General features: G+C 40.2%; 13 protein-coding genes and 1 pseudogene. 8 read left to right on the top strand and 6 right to left on the bottom strand.

Features of this window, described 5'->3' with window-relative positions:
• Positions 1 to 581 (top strand): annotated as a pseudogene (locus tag WN50_RS12170) (serine/threonine protein kinase); the annotation flags it as partial.
• 144 nt (positions 582 to 725) lie between these two features.
• The gene (gene panB, locus WN50_RS12165) at positions 726 to 1,505 is read left to right on the top strand and encodes a 3-methyl-2-oxobutanoate hydroxymethyltransferase (RefSeq protein ID WP_046277541.1); all 780 of its coding nucleotides are present in this window, start codon (positions 726 to 728) and stop codon (positions 1,503 to 1,505) included.
• Between the two features lie 643 nt (positions 1,506 to 2,148).
• On the opposite strand, the gene WN50_RS35320 is transcribed toward panB, so the two are convergent.
• Together WN50_RS35320 and WN50_RS30910 are read right to left on the bottom strand one after the other, a co-directional pair.
• Positions 2,149 to 2,292 (bottom strand): hypothetical protein, encoded by a 144-nt coding sequence (locus WN50_RS35320; RefSeq protein ID WP_200906266.1) that lies wholly within the window; start codon positions 2,290 to 2,292, stop codon positions 2,149 to 2,151.
• Between the two features lie 181 nt (positions 2,293 to 2,473).
• The gene (locus WN50_RS30910; protein ID WP_053221500.1) at positions 2,474 to 3,481 is read right to left on the bottom strand and encodes a calcium-binding protein; all 1,008 of its coding nucleotides are present in this window, start codon (positions 3,479 to 3,481) and stop codon (positions 2,474 to 2,476) included.
• Positions 3,482 to 4,110: 629 nt separating this feature from the next.
• On the opposite strand from WN50_RS30910, the gene cdf31 reads away from it, so the two are divergent.
• The 3 genes from cdf31 to WN50_RS12145 all read left to right on the top strand — a co-directional run bounded on the left by cdf31 (position 4,111) and on the right by WN50_RS12145 (position 7,285).
• Positions 4,111 to 5,034, top strand: coding sequence for a CDF family zinc efflux transporter Cdf31 (gene cdf31 / locus WN50_RS12155; protein WP_046277540.1), 924 nt, complete (start codon positions 4,111 to 4,113; stop codon positions 5,032 to 5,034).
• Between the two features lie 228 nt (positions 5,035 to 5,262).
• A complete protein-coding gene (locus WN50_RS12150) occupies positions 5,263 to 5,967 on the top strand; it encodes an esterase/lipase family protein (RefSeq protein ID WP_046277539.1) in 705 nt (234 codons plus the stop codon).
• A 43-nt stretch (positions 5,968 to 6,010) separates the two neighbouring features.
• Positions 6,011 to 7,285 (top strand): threonine/serine exporter family protein, encoded by a 1,275-nt coding sequence (locus WN50_RS12145; RefSeq protein ID WP_046277538.1) that lies wholly within the window; start codon positions 6,011 to 6,013, stop codon positions 7,283 to 7,285.
• 20 nt (positions 7,286 to 7,305) lie between these two features.
• Here WN50_RS12145 and WN50_RS12140 read toward each other — a convergent pair whose 3' ends face one another.
• Positions 7,306 to 7,797 (bottom strand): PIN domain-containing protein, encoded by a 492-nt coding sequence (locus tag WN50_RS12140; RefSeq protein WP_046277537.1) that lies wholly within the window; start codon positions 7,795 to 7,797, stop codon positions 7,306 to 7,308.
• Between the two features lie 5 nt (positions 7,798 to 7,802).
• Positions 7,803 to 8,042: a hypothetical protein gene (locus tag WN50_RS12135; RefSeq protein ID WP_046277536.1), complete on the bottom strand. Its 240-nt coding sequence runs from the start codon at positions 8,040 to 8,042 to the stop codon at positions 7,803 to 7,805.
• 154 nt (positions 8,043 to 8,196) lie between these two features.
• Between WN50_RS12135 and WN50_RS12130 the strand changes: the two genes are divergently transcribed.
• On the top strand, positions 8,197 to 8,841 hold the full coding sequence (locus tag WN50_RS12130; protein WP_046277535.1) for a Uma2 family endonuclease: 645 nt from the start codon (positions 8,197 to 8,199) through the stop codon (positions 8,839 to 8,841).
• Positions 8,842 to 8,858: 17 nt separating this feature from the next.
• On the opposite strand, the gene WN50_RS35315 is transcribed toward WN50_RS12130, so the two are convergent.
• Both WN50_RS35315 and WN50_RS12120 read right to left on the bottom strand, forming a co-directional pair.
• The gene (locus WN50_RS35315) at positions 8,859 to 9,962 is read right to left on the bottom strand and encodes a hypothetical protein (protein WP_063847387.1); all 1,104 of its coding nucleotides are present in this window, start codon (positions 9,960 to 9,962) and stop codon (positions 8,859 to 8,861) included.
• Positions 9,963 to 11,534, bottom strand: coding sequence for an EcsC family protein (locus WN50_RS12120; RefSeq protein ID WP_046277534.1), 1,572 nt, complete (start codon positions 11,532 to 11,534; stop codon positions 9,963 to 9,965). It abuts the gene before it with no gap.
• Positions 11,535 to 11,880: 346 nt separating this feature from the next.
• On the opposite strand from WN50_RS12120, the gene pbpC reads away from it, so the two are divergent.
• Together pbpC and WN50_RS12110 are read left to right on the top strand one after the other, a co-directional pair.
• Entirely contained in the window at positions 11,881 to 14,175 is a 2,295-nt protein-coding gene (gene pbpC / locus WN50_RS12115) for a penicillin-binding protein 1C (RefSeq protein WP_046277533.1), read from the top strand.
• Positions 14,176 to 14,264: 89 nt separating this feature from the next.
• Positions 14,265 to 14,636 (top strand): DUF4189 domain-containing protein, encoded by a 372-nt coding sequence (locus tag WN50_RS12110; RefSeq protein WP_046277532.1) that lies wholly within the window; start codon positions 14,265 to 14,267, stop codon positions 14,634 to 14,636.
• Positions 14,637 to 15,112 lie beyond the last annotated feature (476 nt).

Raw genomic sequence — 15,112 nt, 5'->3', positions numbered from 1 at the left:
GGACTCCCCTGGGTCAAGCGTTTGCGGAGGTTTTATCGAGTAATTTTCCGTTGTGGTTTCCAGGGGCGGCGCTGAAATTGGGAACGCAAATCTTGGTGTTGGGTTTAGCGGGTTTGGGAACGGGACTGGGTTTAACGGATGCGGGGGGGTTTGACATTAACCGTCGTTATGGACGGGCGGCGGTGATGGGGAGTGTGGGTTATATCGTCGGTGGAATGTGTTGGCAAATGCTCCGCTTTTTTGGGATGATACCGGGGTTAACGGAGTTACAGTCGATAGCACAACTGTCTATGGGATTAGCGACTGCACTGCTAACGTTAGGGTTAGGGCTACCCAGTCATCGTTGGGTTTATGCAATGATTGTGGCGGTGGGAACAACGGGGATTTTTTGGAGATTGAGTTTAGATCCGACGTTTCCGCCTGAGATGTTGCAATTTCCTGCTGTGATGACTCAACCGCAGTGGCGAGAGTTTTGGTTGGGTTTGGGGTTTGTTGGGATTTTGGGTTGTACAACGGGTTTATGTTTGGCTGTGAGTCATTATCTAATTGTGCCGATTTTGCGTTGGTTGGGATGGCGGTAAACAGTGAACAGTTTACAGGTCACTGGTTACTGGGGGGCGGGTTTATAACAGTTTTGCATGGGAAGATATAGATTTGTTCGGAACCCGCCCCTACATAACTGGTTACTGGTCACTGAAAACAACTGGTCACTGTTCACTGAAATTATGAGTATTAGTATTCAACAATTAATCCAATACAAACAACTTGGGCGTGCGATCGCGGTGTTGACGGCTTATGATTATGCGATGGCGCGAATACTCGATCAAGCAGGTGTGGATGTGATTTTAGTCGGAGATTCTCTGGCGATGGTGGCGTTGGGCTATGAAACGACTTTGCCGCTAACGTTAGAGGAGATGTTGCATCATGCCAAAGCGGTGCGGCGTGGGGTAAAAGAAGCGTTGATGGTGGTTGATTTGCCGTTTTTAACTTATCAAGAAAGTCCTCAACAGGCGATGCGATCGGCGGGACGGGTGATGAAGGAAACGGGGGCGCAGGCGGTGAAGCTAGAAGGGGGATATCCTGAAATGGCGCAAACGGTGCGTTTTTTGGTACAGGCGGGTATTCCGGTGATGGGTCATGTGGGGTTAACGCCGCAGTCGGTGCATCAGTTGGGGGGATTTCGCAAACAGGGGAAAACGCCTGAAGCGGCAGATCGGATTTTAACCGAAGCGTTAGCCCTGGAGGAAGCGGGAGCGTTTGCTGTTGTATTAGAACATATTCCGGCAAAGTTGGCGCAGGAAATTACCCAAAAGTTAAGGGTTCCGACGATTGGTATTGGGGCGGGGGCGCATTGTGATGGTCAGGTGTTGGTCACGCCGGATCTGTTGGGGTTATCGGCTTGGCAACCGCCTTTTGCGAAAACTTATGCCAATTTGCAAGAAACGGTGACTCAAGCTGTGCAGCAGTATTGTGATCAGGTCAGATCTAGACAGTTTCCTCAATAGATCAGGGTGGTCAACAATTCTTAACGGATTTAATAATTTTAGGGGTTGACAAATTGTGAAAATTATGAACTTGACATGAACTTTTCAGAAGCAACTTTACATTCAACCCCCTTATGTAAAGCTTTTGTAAAGCGATTCGATCAAAAATTTTAAGTCAAGCTAGTTTTGTAAAACTTGAGGGAATATTGGTGAAGTTTGTGCAGAAAGAAAGTTAATATAGGCTCTGACTAAAAGACTAACTTTATGTATTTTATCGGGATTGGAAATGAGTCATACTAAATTCATCAAAGGGTTTAAGTCGCAAAGCTCTCATTTCTCTCAATAATGTGGAGTAGACATACGAGAAGAGATATGGAAAAGATTTCCAGTCTCTTCTTTTAGTATTTTTGCAGTGATGAATACAAGAAAAACACTGATTTCCGAATCACTAAAGTTTAATTTAAATTCTAGGCTTGCCATTTTAAATCAAGTGATTTAAAATCAAATAGATGAGAAATGCCAGCCACCAAAAACTGTTCAGTTTATTCATCTGTTCTGTTCTATGTTTAAGAACAGTCATCAATGCTAAAAACTCAATGAGTCTAATCGGCTCATTTCAAGGTAAAGGGTAGACATTGATTGAGCAATGGTCTACCTATTTTTATTAACCTTTGAAGATAATTACATTTCTCTCGAAGATAAACTCGCTGTAGTCAGCTAAGTCGTCCAGTCCAATAAAGTTGAGTAAGAGTTCAGCAAGTAGCCAAATCAAGGTTTTAGCAAAAAACTTTTTCCATCTGACTTGCATGACAATCACCTCCTAGACAAAACGCTTACTCCAAAAACTACAGCCTCAAGTAGATTGAAAGATAACCGGATTGAGTGTTTTACGACTCTACTGGTACATACATCTCATGCAACAACACTTATGCAGTTTTTGGAAGCATCTGAATCAAATGTACAGAGGGAAGGTGATGACATCCGGAAGCTCATCCTAGCATTAACATGGGGTCATTGGGATTAACAAAAACGATAGCGTTTTTCACCTGTTCGATGTTGGTGATCTCGGTCACAATTCCCAGAACATTTCCGGTTTTTGTTTCTTGAATGAGAGTGCCTTGAATATTATCAATATTCGCCGGAAGGTTCGAGGTAATCTGTGTAGAATCAAAGGAACTCACCGTAATATTTTCCATCCCAAAATTGGCGACAATCAAAATCTGATCGCTTTCTGCGGTGTTCAAATCAGTAATCACATCGGCATCGGTATTGATTCCCGCCAGAACAAATTGATCCGCTCCTTCATTTCCGGTTAAAATATCAACCCCTAAATCTCCAATTAACAGATCGTTTCCTCCACCTCCAAACAAAGTATCATTATCTCTACCTCCTCGGACAATATCATCGCCTTCACCGCCCCAAATTTGGTCGCTCCCTCGATTTCCATTGATTAAATCGTTGCCCAAATCGCCACCAATCACATCATTTCCCTGACCGCCTCGGATGACATCATCACCGCTTAAACCTGCAATTGTATCTGCACCTTGATTTCCATTGATCACATCCATCTCAACAGAAGCAATCAGGAAATCATCGCCATCTAAAGCCAAAATTCCGCCGGGGTTTTCTGCTGTCCACTCCGGTTTTATTTCACCTGTTGGTGGAGGGATTATTCCTGAACTTTGAGGGGCTAAAATATCCTGATCATTGGTGAGAAGAAATAATTGGGATGAATTACTTGAACGGTTCATCCGAGTTTGGTAATCGGTGATAAAATCTGAATCACTTTGAATTTCTATGATTTCATCTTGAGTAATTTTACTCGAATTTAAGGCTGATTTTTCTTGAGAGAATAAGGTTTTAATCAGTAAGTTTGCAACAGGTTCAGCCACATCCATTAAGGGAGTATAAGCGGGAAACAGAACTTTAACGAGAGGTTCAAATACAGGCCAGTTGCTCTTAAAAAAATTCAGAACGTTATCAAAAATATTCAACATTTCAAGCTCGTTTACAATCGATAAATGGTGCTGTAGTGAATGGCAGTTCGTTGTCTTTTAGGTGATTAACAGGTTTTGTATCCCCTCTCGACTTCATCCAAAATCCTTTAAATTATCACCCTGATACAGCTAGTCGAGCCAAGTCCTGCGTTTGTCAATGCTTTACCACCTTTGGAGATTAGAAAGGGGGAGGAGCCACCCTCCCCTGTTTCGTCACACTCGTTGGTCTCTGTTGCTTGATGCAGGTGTCATTGGAGGAATTCCGGACTAATTACTAAAAAAGGACAACTGGGGACTGCGGATACAACAGACGTGGTAAAGTTGACGTTGATCAGGCGGATTAGTTTCGGTCAATTTTCCCAAAAAAATGAAGTTACAGATAATATTTGTGAGTAGAAGACGCAGAAAGACCGATCAAAAAATATTATCTGTTTGAACTAATCCCTTTCTAAGCCGTTGATTTAGGCTGGTATAATTTTAAATTTGCAAAAGATCAATAAATGTGTTTAATCAATTATTGAGAAACTTTATTAAAAGTTGAATTAATTCTTCCTTCAGAACTATTTTTAATTGCTATTAGTTGTATAAACTAGAGATAAATCCTTAATTGTTGAATCAAAGGAGACATTGTGGCTACTGACAATCGTCCCAAAGTCCGCAAAGTTCTCATTCTCACCCTCGTGCTGAATGTTGTGGTTATGGCAATCAAAGCAACTTTGGGGGTATTAACTGGATCTTTGAGTTTACTGGCGGATGCGTTACATAGTGTTACAGACGGTGCTAACAATATTATTGGTTTAGTGGCGAATCAATTTGCTTCTCCCAAACCTGACCGAGAACATCCCTACGGACATCAAAAATACGATGCTTTGGGTGCGTTGGCGGTGACGGTTTTTCTATGTATTGCTAGTTTTGAAATACTCAGTAGTGCAATTGAACGCATTTTTGTCGGTGGAGATGCGATCAAAATTGATTCGGGTGCGCTCTGGATTTTGTTAATTGTATTAGGAATTAACATTTTTGTTGCCTACTACGAACGGTATATGGGCAAAAAACTTGGAAGTGCGTTCCTAGTTGCTGATGCCCAACATACCATGAGTGATATTTGGACAACTTTAATGGTCATTGCTGGACTAATTGGTGTGTGGTTAGGTCGTAAATGGAATGTTCCTCAATTAGAAGCTTTAGATGTGGTGATGGCGTTTCCCGTTGCAGTTTTAGTTTTTCATAGTGCCTGGGAAATTCTCAAAGAAAATTTGCCTTGGTTAACTGATAAGATGGCAATTCCACCGGAGAAAATTCGATCATTAGCGATGAGTATTCCGGGTGTTATGAATTGTCATGCCATTGCTTCTCGGGGTGTTGTGGGTCGTCAGGTTTTTATCGAAATGCACCTGATTGTTGAGGCGGATGATGTGAAAACGGCGCACCAAATTACCGAAGAAGTCGAAGCTAAAATTGAAAAATATTTTAGTCCGGTTAGAACGGTCATTCATGTAGAGCCACCGAGTTATAAATCTGAGCGGATTACCTACGAGGGAGACTCTGAATAATCGTTGAACTAGGTTCAGTCTGCTAATTTTAGCAAGATATTGATGGGATCAAGATGATCGCAATCTTTTCACATTTTGAATTTCACGCCGTACAACCTTGACAATTTGTGATCAGTTGCGCTATCACTTATTCTGAGTCTGTTAATCGGGATTAGCTAAAATACTAACCTAGTTCTAGGATAAATTTACACGAAAAGTTCGAGATCATCCCCCAAAATCAAGATAAAAATGCCATTACCAACTGTAATTTTACCGGGCTTTTTTGCAGGTGCAGAAGATTACTCTCTACTCGCACAATATCTCAACCAACAGGGAATTCCTGCGGTTGTGGTTCCTCTGCGGAAACGAGATTGGTTTCCGACCATTGGTGGACGTTCAATGGTGCCAATTTTGCAGAAAATAAATGCAACCGTTCAACAGGTTCTGCACCAATATTCAGTTCCTAAAATTAATCTTGTTGGTCATTCTGCGGGCGGATGGATCGCCAGAATTTTTATCGGTGAAAAACCCTATATTGTGCATGGTGATGTTACAGAAACCGTGATGGGTTTGTGGAATATGTACCCGGTTGTTAACACTTTAATTACACTGGGAACGCCTCATATTAGCCAAGAACGTTGGACGAGAAAAAACCTCGATTTTGTTAAAAACAACTATCCGGGTGCGTTTTATTCTCAGGTGCGTTATGTTTGTATTGCGGGTAAAGCGGTTTATGGTACTCGAACCTTTAAAACTTGGCTTCCTTATAATAGCTATCAGCTTACCATTGGTCAAGGAGAAACTTGGGGAGATGGAATTACGCCTGTTGAAGCAGCACATTTAGAAGGGGCTGAAAATATTACTTTAGAAGGGGTTTGGCATTCTCCCCGCTCCCCTGGAAAATGGTACGGTTCATCTGATATTGTTGACACTTGGTTAGACTATTTAACCTAACATATATTCTCTTTTTAGTGATTTTATCTCCTAACTTTAGCCAATGAATACTGATACAAATGATCTCAGATACTCTGAACAAACTGCTATTGAAGAGAAATTTCACTTAATTCTTTTAGCCAGTCGCTTGTTATTACAAAATAGTGTTGCAACAGGTCGAGTTCATCAAGCTGTTTATCAACTCGCTGATGTCTTTAATTGGCCTGTGCGTTTGTTTGTAGACTACAAAGTTTTAACATTAACCGCTCAAATTGGAAATCAGTTTATTTCTCGCTTTAGTCGCAGTGTTCCGGCGATGAATATTAACATGGCTGCCATTACTCGCGTCTATCAAGTTATTGATGCGATCAAACAAGGGAAAATCAAACCTCAAGAAGCCGTTGAAGAACTCGAAAAAATTGATGGGGGTTTGCCTCATTATAACCCTTGGTTGCTGATTTTAATGTTAGGGATATCTTCGGGAAGTTTGGCTAAACTTTTTGGGGCAGACTGGTCAACATTTTTGATTGTTGGTATTGCAACTGCGGTCGGCGTTTTCTTGCGTCAACAGTTCGGAAAACGGCGACTTAATCCCTTTTTAATTGCCTTTTTAGCGGCTTTTGTGAGTGGATGTATTGGCGGTGTAGCGGTGCGGTTGGGTTTGAGTTCAACGCCCGAACTCTGTTTAATTGTACCGTCTTTGATGCTCGTTCCGGGGGTTCATTTAATTAATGCTATCTTAGATTTATTGGAAAATCATATAACCATTGGCATCGCTCGTTTGGGTTTAAGTTGTGTGATTTTAAGTGCAATTGCCTTTGGGTTATTATTAGCGGCTAGTGCAACAGAAACGTTAATTTCAGCCAGTAGTAAAAGCGTTCATTTACCCTTAGCTGAAGATATGTTTTTTGCGGGGTTAGTTGCAATGGGTTTCGCGCTATCTTTCAACGTTCCTAAAAAAATGTTAGCGGCTTGTGTGTTGTGTGGAATGGTGGGTCATGGCACAAGAGAAATCTGTTTAAATTTTGATTTAGGAATCGTTTGGGGGAATTTAATTGCTTCTACTCTTGTCGGTTTGATGACGGTTTATTTCTCTCGACGCTATCAAGCGCCTTCTGCTGCGATCGCATTTGGGGCGGTTGTGGGGATGATTCCGGGTGTGTTTATTTTTCGGGCAATTAGTGGTTTAACTCAAATTTTAGCGTTAGGAACTGAAACCGAATTATTATTATTAGTTAATACTATTGTTGCTGCTACTAAAGCGGTATTAATGACTTTAGCGATTCCGGTTGGTTTAGCAATTCCTCGGTTATTATTTTTTAGGTTTGAGTTAAAATAAAGAAGAATCATTAGCCGGAATCAAGGTTCACTATTCTTGAAAACTGCATCAAAGATGGAACGAGAAAGTCTGAAGTTTATTTGCTGTAGTCTGTCGTAAAATTCATCAAGGTTATCTATTTTAATTTTACCCTCTTGACTCAGCTTTTTGATCAGAGCTAACGTTCCTTTTACATTTAACCCTAAATTTACAGCCCTGCTGCGTGCTGCCCGATCATCTAAAATAATTAAATCAGCTTGTAGTTCAGTTGCTAATGAAATCGCCTCCGATTCTCCTCGCCCCAAATTTAGATTTAAACGGTTCACCAGAGAAAGTAAACAAGTTGAAACAACCTGAAGTGTTTCTGCTTCTATTAAAGGTGAAATCACCTGACTGACTTGATCACTTTTAGCCTCAATTTCTTCAACAACCCCAGAAGGAATATAAAACTCATCATCACGGGCTAAAAATATATCGAGGAATTGTAACTTGACGAGAAAAATAATCGGAGATGAGTTGATGACAATTTTCACTATTTCTACCAAACGCTTTCTTGTGTAACATCTTCCTCTGTTAAATAGGAAAACTCAATTCCCAACAAATCTAAAGTTTGTAACAAAGCCTCCTCATCAAAATTCATCACTTCTGCCGCTTTCCTTAAACTAATAATCTTAGCCGTTAAAGCACCCAAAACAAACAAAAATATTTCCTTTTTTTCAGGTTCAGCGAAAATCGGTAAAGATGTTGCTATTTCTTGTAAACGAGTTGTCGAATTCATGGGGTTAATCTCCTCAGAAAATTCGGATGAATCTTAAAGCTGGAGTCTGTTTTACATTATATCAAAAACTCGCACAATAGGTAGAGCGATTCCTGGGTTATTATTTTAGAGATTTGAGTTAAAATAAAGTAGGATAATTACACAGGTTTTTCAAATGACGGTAAAAACTCCTATTGTTAAACCCATTAGTCAAATGAACTTTTCACCCGGAAGTGTGGTAACAATTCCTAATGTTAATTGGCAGGAATTTGAAGCCATTTTACAAGAACTCGGAGAAAAGCGATCTTCGAGAGTTGTTTATAGTCACAACACTTTAGAAATTATGGTTCCTTTACCCGAACACGAAAAACCCACAGAAATTATTTCCGATATTGTCAAAATGCTGTTAAAATCTCTAGGGAAACGATACGAATCTTTTCGTTCAACAACGTTTAAAAAAGAAGGAATAGCCGGAGTTGAAGCCGACGCTAGTTTTTACATCGAAAACTATCAACAAATGATCAACCGGCGCCGACTCGAACCGAACGATCCGCCCCCAGATTTAGCAATAGAAATTGATGTCACTTCCCCAACAACGTTAGCCGCTTACGAAGCCCTAGAAGTTCCCGAACTCTGGATTTATCATCAGGGAAAGTTAAGCATTTTTCTGTTTGAAAACGGCAAATATATTCAATCAGAAACTAGCCCCAATTTTCCTAATATTGAGATTTCTGAAATTGTTTCTACTGCGGTTGAACGTTCCTGGCAAGTTGGCAGTTTTCAGGCGTTAGAAGAAGTCGAAGCAATGATTTATCAATAATTTTGATAACATTAGACTTAAACTACAGCAAATTTATCCACCTTAACCAAGCTAGAAAGTTCGCCTATCTCCAGATGTTTATTAACGATATCGTTTAAGTTTTCCGAGGCGAGAAGATCGACAGGAACCGATAAAGTTAAGCTAATCTTTAACTCAAACTCAACAATCTTAGAAATACTGGGTGATTTGTATTGATTCCCTAGATAATTTCTAGCTGATGGGTTAACATTAATCTCTTGAATAGTCCAAATGATTAACTTGATTTGAGGATGTTCAACTTGAATATGAAGAAATTTCGCCAACTCTCGTTTAATGCTATTTGATGCAATAGCTAGATGAGGATGCCAGTCATACCAACCGGTTACTTTTATTTGTACATTAACGTTTTCACGTTTGGGTAACGGTTTAACCTGCGCTTTCAGTTGTTGTAATTCTTCTTCTATTTCTAACTCTCTAAATTTACGTTCCCAAGCCAAATCAGGATTAATTAACTCGGCAACTTCTAGCAACGCTTCCGTATAAAAAAATGAATCCAAATAAGCATCATTAATCCGTTCTTCCATGCGACAAAAAGCTTGAGTTGCGCTTTCTCCTGGTGCCATTTTATCAACTTTTTCAATCATTTTAAAAGCACCGTAAATTCCCAACCCGACAACACCACCTGCAAACGCCATTGTTGCACCGCCAATACTCACCGCAGTTCCCGCAACTCCTAACCCCATTCCACCAAAAATACTGAACATTCCGACGCCAATTGTTGCACCGGTTGCGATGGGAAAAATGACATCAGGATCGCTATTTTTGAGCGCTTCTGTTGCACCATAAGCCGCAAAACCAACGACTGAACCCGCAACCGCAACGGGAAAGCCACCAACCGCAACCCCCCCAAATGATCCGACTAAACCCATGTTACCAATTGTCGCCGATAAACCCACTCCGGCTAAAGTTCCTGTGGCGGGATACATGATGTCTAAATTGGCGTTTTGAGAGGAATTTTGTTGATAACAGGAGTTCATATTTTTGGGTTTGAGGTTAATTTCAATCGAGGGAGGTAACGAAAGCGATCGCACTTTATGGGCATGGATTAAAAAATGCGATCGCAAAAATTTTATTTTGTACAATTACTGGGCAATTTCGAGTAAATCTATATTAAGCTTCTGAGTAATTGTCTGAATAACTTTAGCTTCTTCGGGAGTAATTACACCATCTAAATTTGCGATTTGTTGACATTGGGCAAGTAAAGGAACAGCGAAGTCACTACTAATTTGATTAAGTAGTTTTTCTAGAGGAGTTAGAGAATTAGTATTTTTTTCGAGCAGTTCTAAAGAAGCAGGACACAAATTTGCCGCTTTAAGTTCAGGTAACATTTCTTTCAAAGTTTTGCCAGGATTCCCCGCTAAAACTACATGAAGTAGAATTTGATCCATGATAACTTCTTGAGTAATTGCAGCCTCTAAATAGTGTTCACTTTCGGTTTGAGCGGCTTCTAAAGTTACTTCAATAGTCGCTGGATTTAACTTCGCTTCATAAAACCGACAAGCCGCATATCCAACAGCATAAAGCATCGCCGCATTCGTACTTGCACCAATTACAGCACCCGCTAGAGGTATATTTCGGAAGAAACCTAAGCCCGCTTTTATCGCATATTTTTCTCCAGCTTTTACCGCATATTTTTTTCCAGCTTCTACCGCATATTTTCCTCCGGCTTTTAATGCTTGACCTCCTCCTACAGCTAAACCTAAAATAGCTAAAGCTTCCTCTTTTCTTGCAGATTCTTTTAAATCAAATCCATAAGCACAAGCAATTTGATAAACCATTTCTGCTTGCAGTGCAGTTGTAGCCGCAATATCAATAGCAATCAATGCTACTGCTGTCCCTGGTACAATACTTGTTGCTATTCCCGAACCCCCAACATAGAATGCTTTTTTTAGCATAATTCGATGACTAATTTCATTGGGCTTTTCATTCGGAAATTTTGCTTTTATTTGCTGTACATCTATTTCCGCTTTAACAATATCTATCTTGTTAATAGGTTCTAATAACCACTCAATTTGCAGCGTTTTTGTTAAAGATTGTACCATTTGATTTTCACTCACGACATCAAGCATATAGACCATTCCGTCTGCTGCTTTTGAAGTCGCATTACTGAGCGCTCCACCTGCACCTATTGCAGCACTTGCTACATTTTGACCTGCTTGAGTTGCAACATTACTAACAGTTCCAGCCGCCCCAACTACTGCTCCACCCACTGAATTCAATACAGAACCGAAGAAAGAAGATTTTTTATTAGAATTTTCAGCCAGTTGATTAGATTTGGCTTGAACTAGAGCTTCTGATGCTTTTTCTTCTATTAATTCTTGAGGTAGAGATTTCGGAGTCGTAGAATTTGCTATTGTAAAGTCTTCCTGCCAATCTGGAAATTCTTCATTAGCTTCTCGTCCATAAACTTTAACGGTTTTAATCTCAGTTTCACCAAATTTTAACAGTGCATTTTTAATCCATTGAACTAATACTTGCTGCGGTGGAACTTGAGAAGATTCAAGAATAAGCTGTAGACAACCCGCTTTAAATGTAGCTTTAACACTAACACCTTTGGGTTCTAGCTGACGGTTGAATAAAGCAGCAATCACTTGAGGATTACCTTGTTTAGCGAGTTCTAGGGAGTTGGGTTTCGTTTCAGATTGAGCAACCATTTTATAACCTCTAAGTAAGAATTAAAATTTCAGCCAAGTTGGTGACGATAGAATAGGCTTGTACATCCTTAACTTGATTGAAACCTCTATGTTTCAATTTAAAACATAAACCCCCTAAAAAGCATCCGTACAACCACTGAACTTTTAGCGCTGACTCAGGGCTTGTATAAAAATTCAACTCCGTGATCCTACTGAATGAATCAAAAAAAGTTAGGATAACATTATTTTCCGGATTAACACGCGATCGCATTGTCGAAACTAAATAAGGCAAGAGGCAAGAGGCAAGAGGCAAAATTCATAATTCATAATTCATAATTTATCGTGCTTTATTTATTTGGATAAAAAAATGAAAAATATTTGCTGGTTTCAAAATAAAAAAATTCAAGTCATTTTAGCAGTTATTCTCACCGGGGTAACAGTGCGATCGCTTCCCTATCTCGCTCCCATTCGCGCCCAAAATATCACGCAAGATAGCCTCGCGGTTGAATTTAGCGATCGCTATGGACAGCCCCTCGGAATATTACTCAGCCGCGATCAAAATCATACCACAGTTGTGCCATTAGATCAAGTTTCACCGCATTTTATTCAAGCGATTATTGCCGCAGAAGATAAACGATATTATCAACGGGGTGCGGTTGATAGTCAAGCAATAGTACGGGCAATTTTAGAAGCAATACAAGCCCGAAAAATAGTCAGTGGTGCGTCTACAATTACCATGCAACTCGCCCGAATGTTGGAACCCGCACCGACAACATTAGTGAATAAAAGTCGAGAAATTTGGTTGTCTTGGCGGTTAGTTGCGGGAATGAATAAAAATGAGATTCTACAAGCCTATATTAACCGTTTACCAATGGGGGGAAATCTCTATGGAGTTGAAGCGGCTTCTCGCACTTATTTTAACATTCCCGCCACAGATTTAAGCTTATCTCAAGCGAGTTTACTGGCTGCTTTACCCAATGATCCAACTGACTTAAATCCCTACTACAATTTACAAGGGTTAAAACAGCGTCAACGCTATGTTTTAGATCGCATGGTTGAGGATGGTTATATTACTGCCAAACAAGCCGAACACGCTAATCGAGAAAATGTAGAATTCCAACTTCCTCAACTCCGTGTTATGGCTTCCCCACACTTTTTATTTTGGGTGTCTGAACAGATGGAAAATTATTCTGAAACTTCTACCCAAAAGCCTCATATTCAAACGACTCTAGATTTAACGTTACAACAATTTGTAGAAGCCCAAGTTAAACAAGTGGTGATGGCTTTAGCGGATAAAAATGTTAATCATGCAGCCGCAATTGTGATTGATAATAAAACGAGAGAAGTCTTAGCTTATGTCGGTTCTCCCAACTATTTTAATACCCGCAACTTAGGAAGTAATGATGGGGTTCAAGCTTTGCGTCAACCGGGTTCAACCTTGAAACCTTTTCTCTATGAACTCGCTTTAGAAGAAGACATAATTCAGCCTCATACAATACTCGCAGATGTTCCGACTTATTATGCAATTCCCGGTGCAAAATTGTACAGCCCAATAGATTATAGTGAAACGTTTTTAGGCCCTGTGAGAGTGCGATTGGCGTTAGCAAATTCTTTAAATATTCCGGCTGTCAGAGTGTTAGAAAAAGTCACTGTACCCGTGTTTTTATCGCGTTTACAAACCTTGGGATTTCAACATTTAAACCAACCTCCCGAACATTATGGTTTAGGATTAAGTTTAGGAAGCGGAGAAGTAACATTATGGGAACTCGCCCAAGCTTATGTCACCTTAGCGAACCAAGGACAGTTTAAACCGTTAGTTACAACTTTAACCGAAAATTTAACTCAAAATGAGCAACAAATTGATCGCTCTGAAACTTGGCAAATTATTACTGATATGTTGAGTGATTCTCATGCGAGGGCGGCTGCATTTGGAGTAGAATCTGTGTTAAATTTACCCTTTCCCGTTGCGGTTAAAACAGGAACATCTTCCGATCATCGGGATACTTGGACAGTCGGATTTACAACAGATTATACCGTCGCGACTTGGGTGGGAAACTTTGACGGAAAACCGATGCAAAATGTATCCGGCGTGATGGGTGCGGCGCCGTTGTGGAGTCGAATTATCATGCACTTACATTCCCAAGAAGAACCGCTTAATTTTCCGGTTCCTTCTGAGTTGGTAAAATTGCCAATTTGTGCAACAACGGGACAAAAACCAACTTCCGATTGTCAGTCAGGAATTGTGTTAGAATATTTTCATCAAGATGATGTTCCAGCTTATCAAAGTTCGGCGGAAAACTTGAAGTTAACACCCGAATATAATGAATGGTTAGCCCGACAGCAACGGTTTGATTTAACCGCCAATCAACTGAGGATTTTATCGCCTCAACCGGATGATTATTTTTTGGTGAATCCTGATCAATCTCCGCAATTAGAATTTAAAATGATGGGAAATAGTCAAGAGCCTGTAGAATGGTGGTTAAATGGTGAGAAATTAGCGACAAAATCAGTTAATTCTTTATTTTGGCAAATGCAACCGGGAAAATGGACGTTAACGGTTAAACAAGGCGATCGCAGTGAAAGTGTAGAGTTTCAAGTGCGAGTGGCTGAACCCAAACCCTATCATCGAGGTTTTTCAGTCGTTCAGTCTAACAACCCGTGAAGTACAGAAAAGTACAGAAACCCGGTTTCTCAAAGAAACCGGGTTTCTTTTGGGGTAATCTAGAAAAGATGTAACCCGACTCAAGAAAAATGAAACGTTTAGGAATTGTGACTGCATTTTTTGTGGGAACTAAAATATTAATCAGTAATATGGTTTTCGCACAACTCCCTGACAGCTATGGGGCGATCGCAATTACTCCTGATGGGAAAATGTGGGGCTATTCTTTTGATTATCCCACGCGAGAACAAGCCGAAAAACGGGCTTTACAAGAATGTGGACAGTCTAGCTGTAAAATACAAGTTTGGTTTAAAAACGCCTGTGGTGCCGTTGCTAAAGATCAAAACGGAAAACTCGGTTGGGCTTGGGCTGATACACGCCAACAAGCAGAAGCCGCCGCCGTCGCCGCCTGTGGAAACGGAAGTTGTCGCACAGAAACCTGGGCTTGTACGACTCGTTATTAATTTTTTATGTAATCAATCTACTTTGGCATCTAGAAGCTACTGTTCATCATTTTAGATGGGGTTGGTGCGTCAAACAATTTATTTCATAGTTTCTCAGTAAATCAGGGCATAATTTGACGCACCCTACTGTTTGAAATTTTAGGAGATGTTTAGCTTTTTCTAATAAAGAAAATAGCAGCCCCAATTATAAGAAATGCAATTCCCCACCAAAACGAATCACCCGGTATAAACGTGAGTAAAAGAGTCACGATACCTGAAGTAATCAGCGACCATCCAATTGTTGTTCTATATTTGAACATAAACAAAAATCCTTGAACGAAGACACAGAAATAAACTCCGATCTCCTAATACAGTTAGTTCAGCATGGGGCAACAGCACCACACTTTACGCCTTTAACATAATTGATTCAACCCAATCAAAACCTCTCTCTGTAGGCTTAAATACAACCCAATTGAGGTTTTAACCTCTCCCCATCC

The organism is Limnoraphis robusta CS-951, assembly GCF_000972705.2.
The sequence above is the reverse complement of the archived record's forward strand: the minus strand, read 5'-3'. Positions and strand labels throughout refer to the sequence as shown.

Coding starts and splice junctions, on each gene's coding strand:
- panB (WP_046277541.1), top strand. CDS start 726: ATGAGTATTAGTATTCAACAATTAATCCAATACAAACAACTTGGGCGT.
- WN50_RS35320 (WP_200906266.1), bottom strand. CDS start 2,292: ATGCAAGTCAGATGGAAAAAGTTTTTTGCTAAAACCTTGATTTGGCTA.
- WN50_RS30910 (WP_053221500.1), bottom strand. CDS start 3,481: ATGTTGAATATTTTTGATAACGTTCTGAATTTTTTTAAGAGCAACTGG.
- WN50_RS12150 (WP_046277539.1), top strand. CDS start 5,263: ATGCCATTACCAACTGTAATTTTACCGGGCTTTTTTGCAGGTGCAGAA.
- WN50_RS12145 (WP_046277538.1), top strand. CDS start 6,011: ATGAATACTGATACAAATGATCTCAGATACTCTGAACAAACTGCTATT.
- WN50_RS12135 (WP_046277536.1), bottom strand. CDS start 8,042: ATGAATTCGACAACTCGTTTACAAGAAATAGCAACATCTTTACCGATT.
- WN50_RS12130 (WP_046277535.1), top strand. CDS start 8,197: ATGACGGTAAAAACTCCTATTGTTAAACCCATTAGTCAAATGAACTTT.
- WN50_RS12120 (WP_046277534.1), bottom strand. CDS start 11,534: ATGGTTGCTCAATCTGAAACGAAACCCAACTCCCTAGAACTCGCTAAA.
- pbpC (WP_046277533.1), top strand. CDS start 11,881: ATGAAAAATATTTGCTGGTTTCAAAATAAAAAAATTCAAGTCATTTTA.
- WN50_RS12110 (WP_046277532.1), top strand. CDS start 14,265: ATGAAACGTTTAGGAATTGTGACTGCATTTTTTGTGGGAACTAAAATA.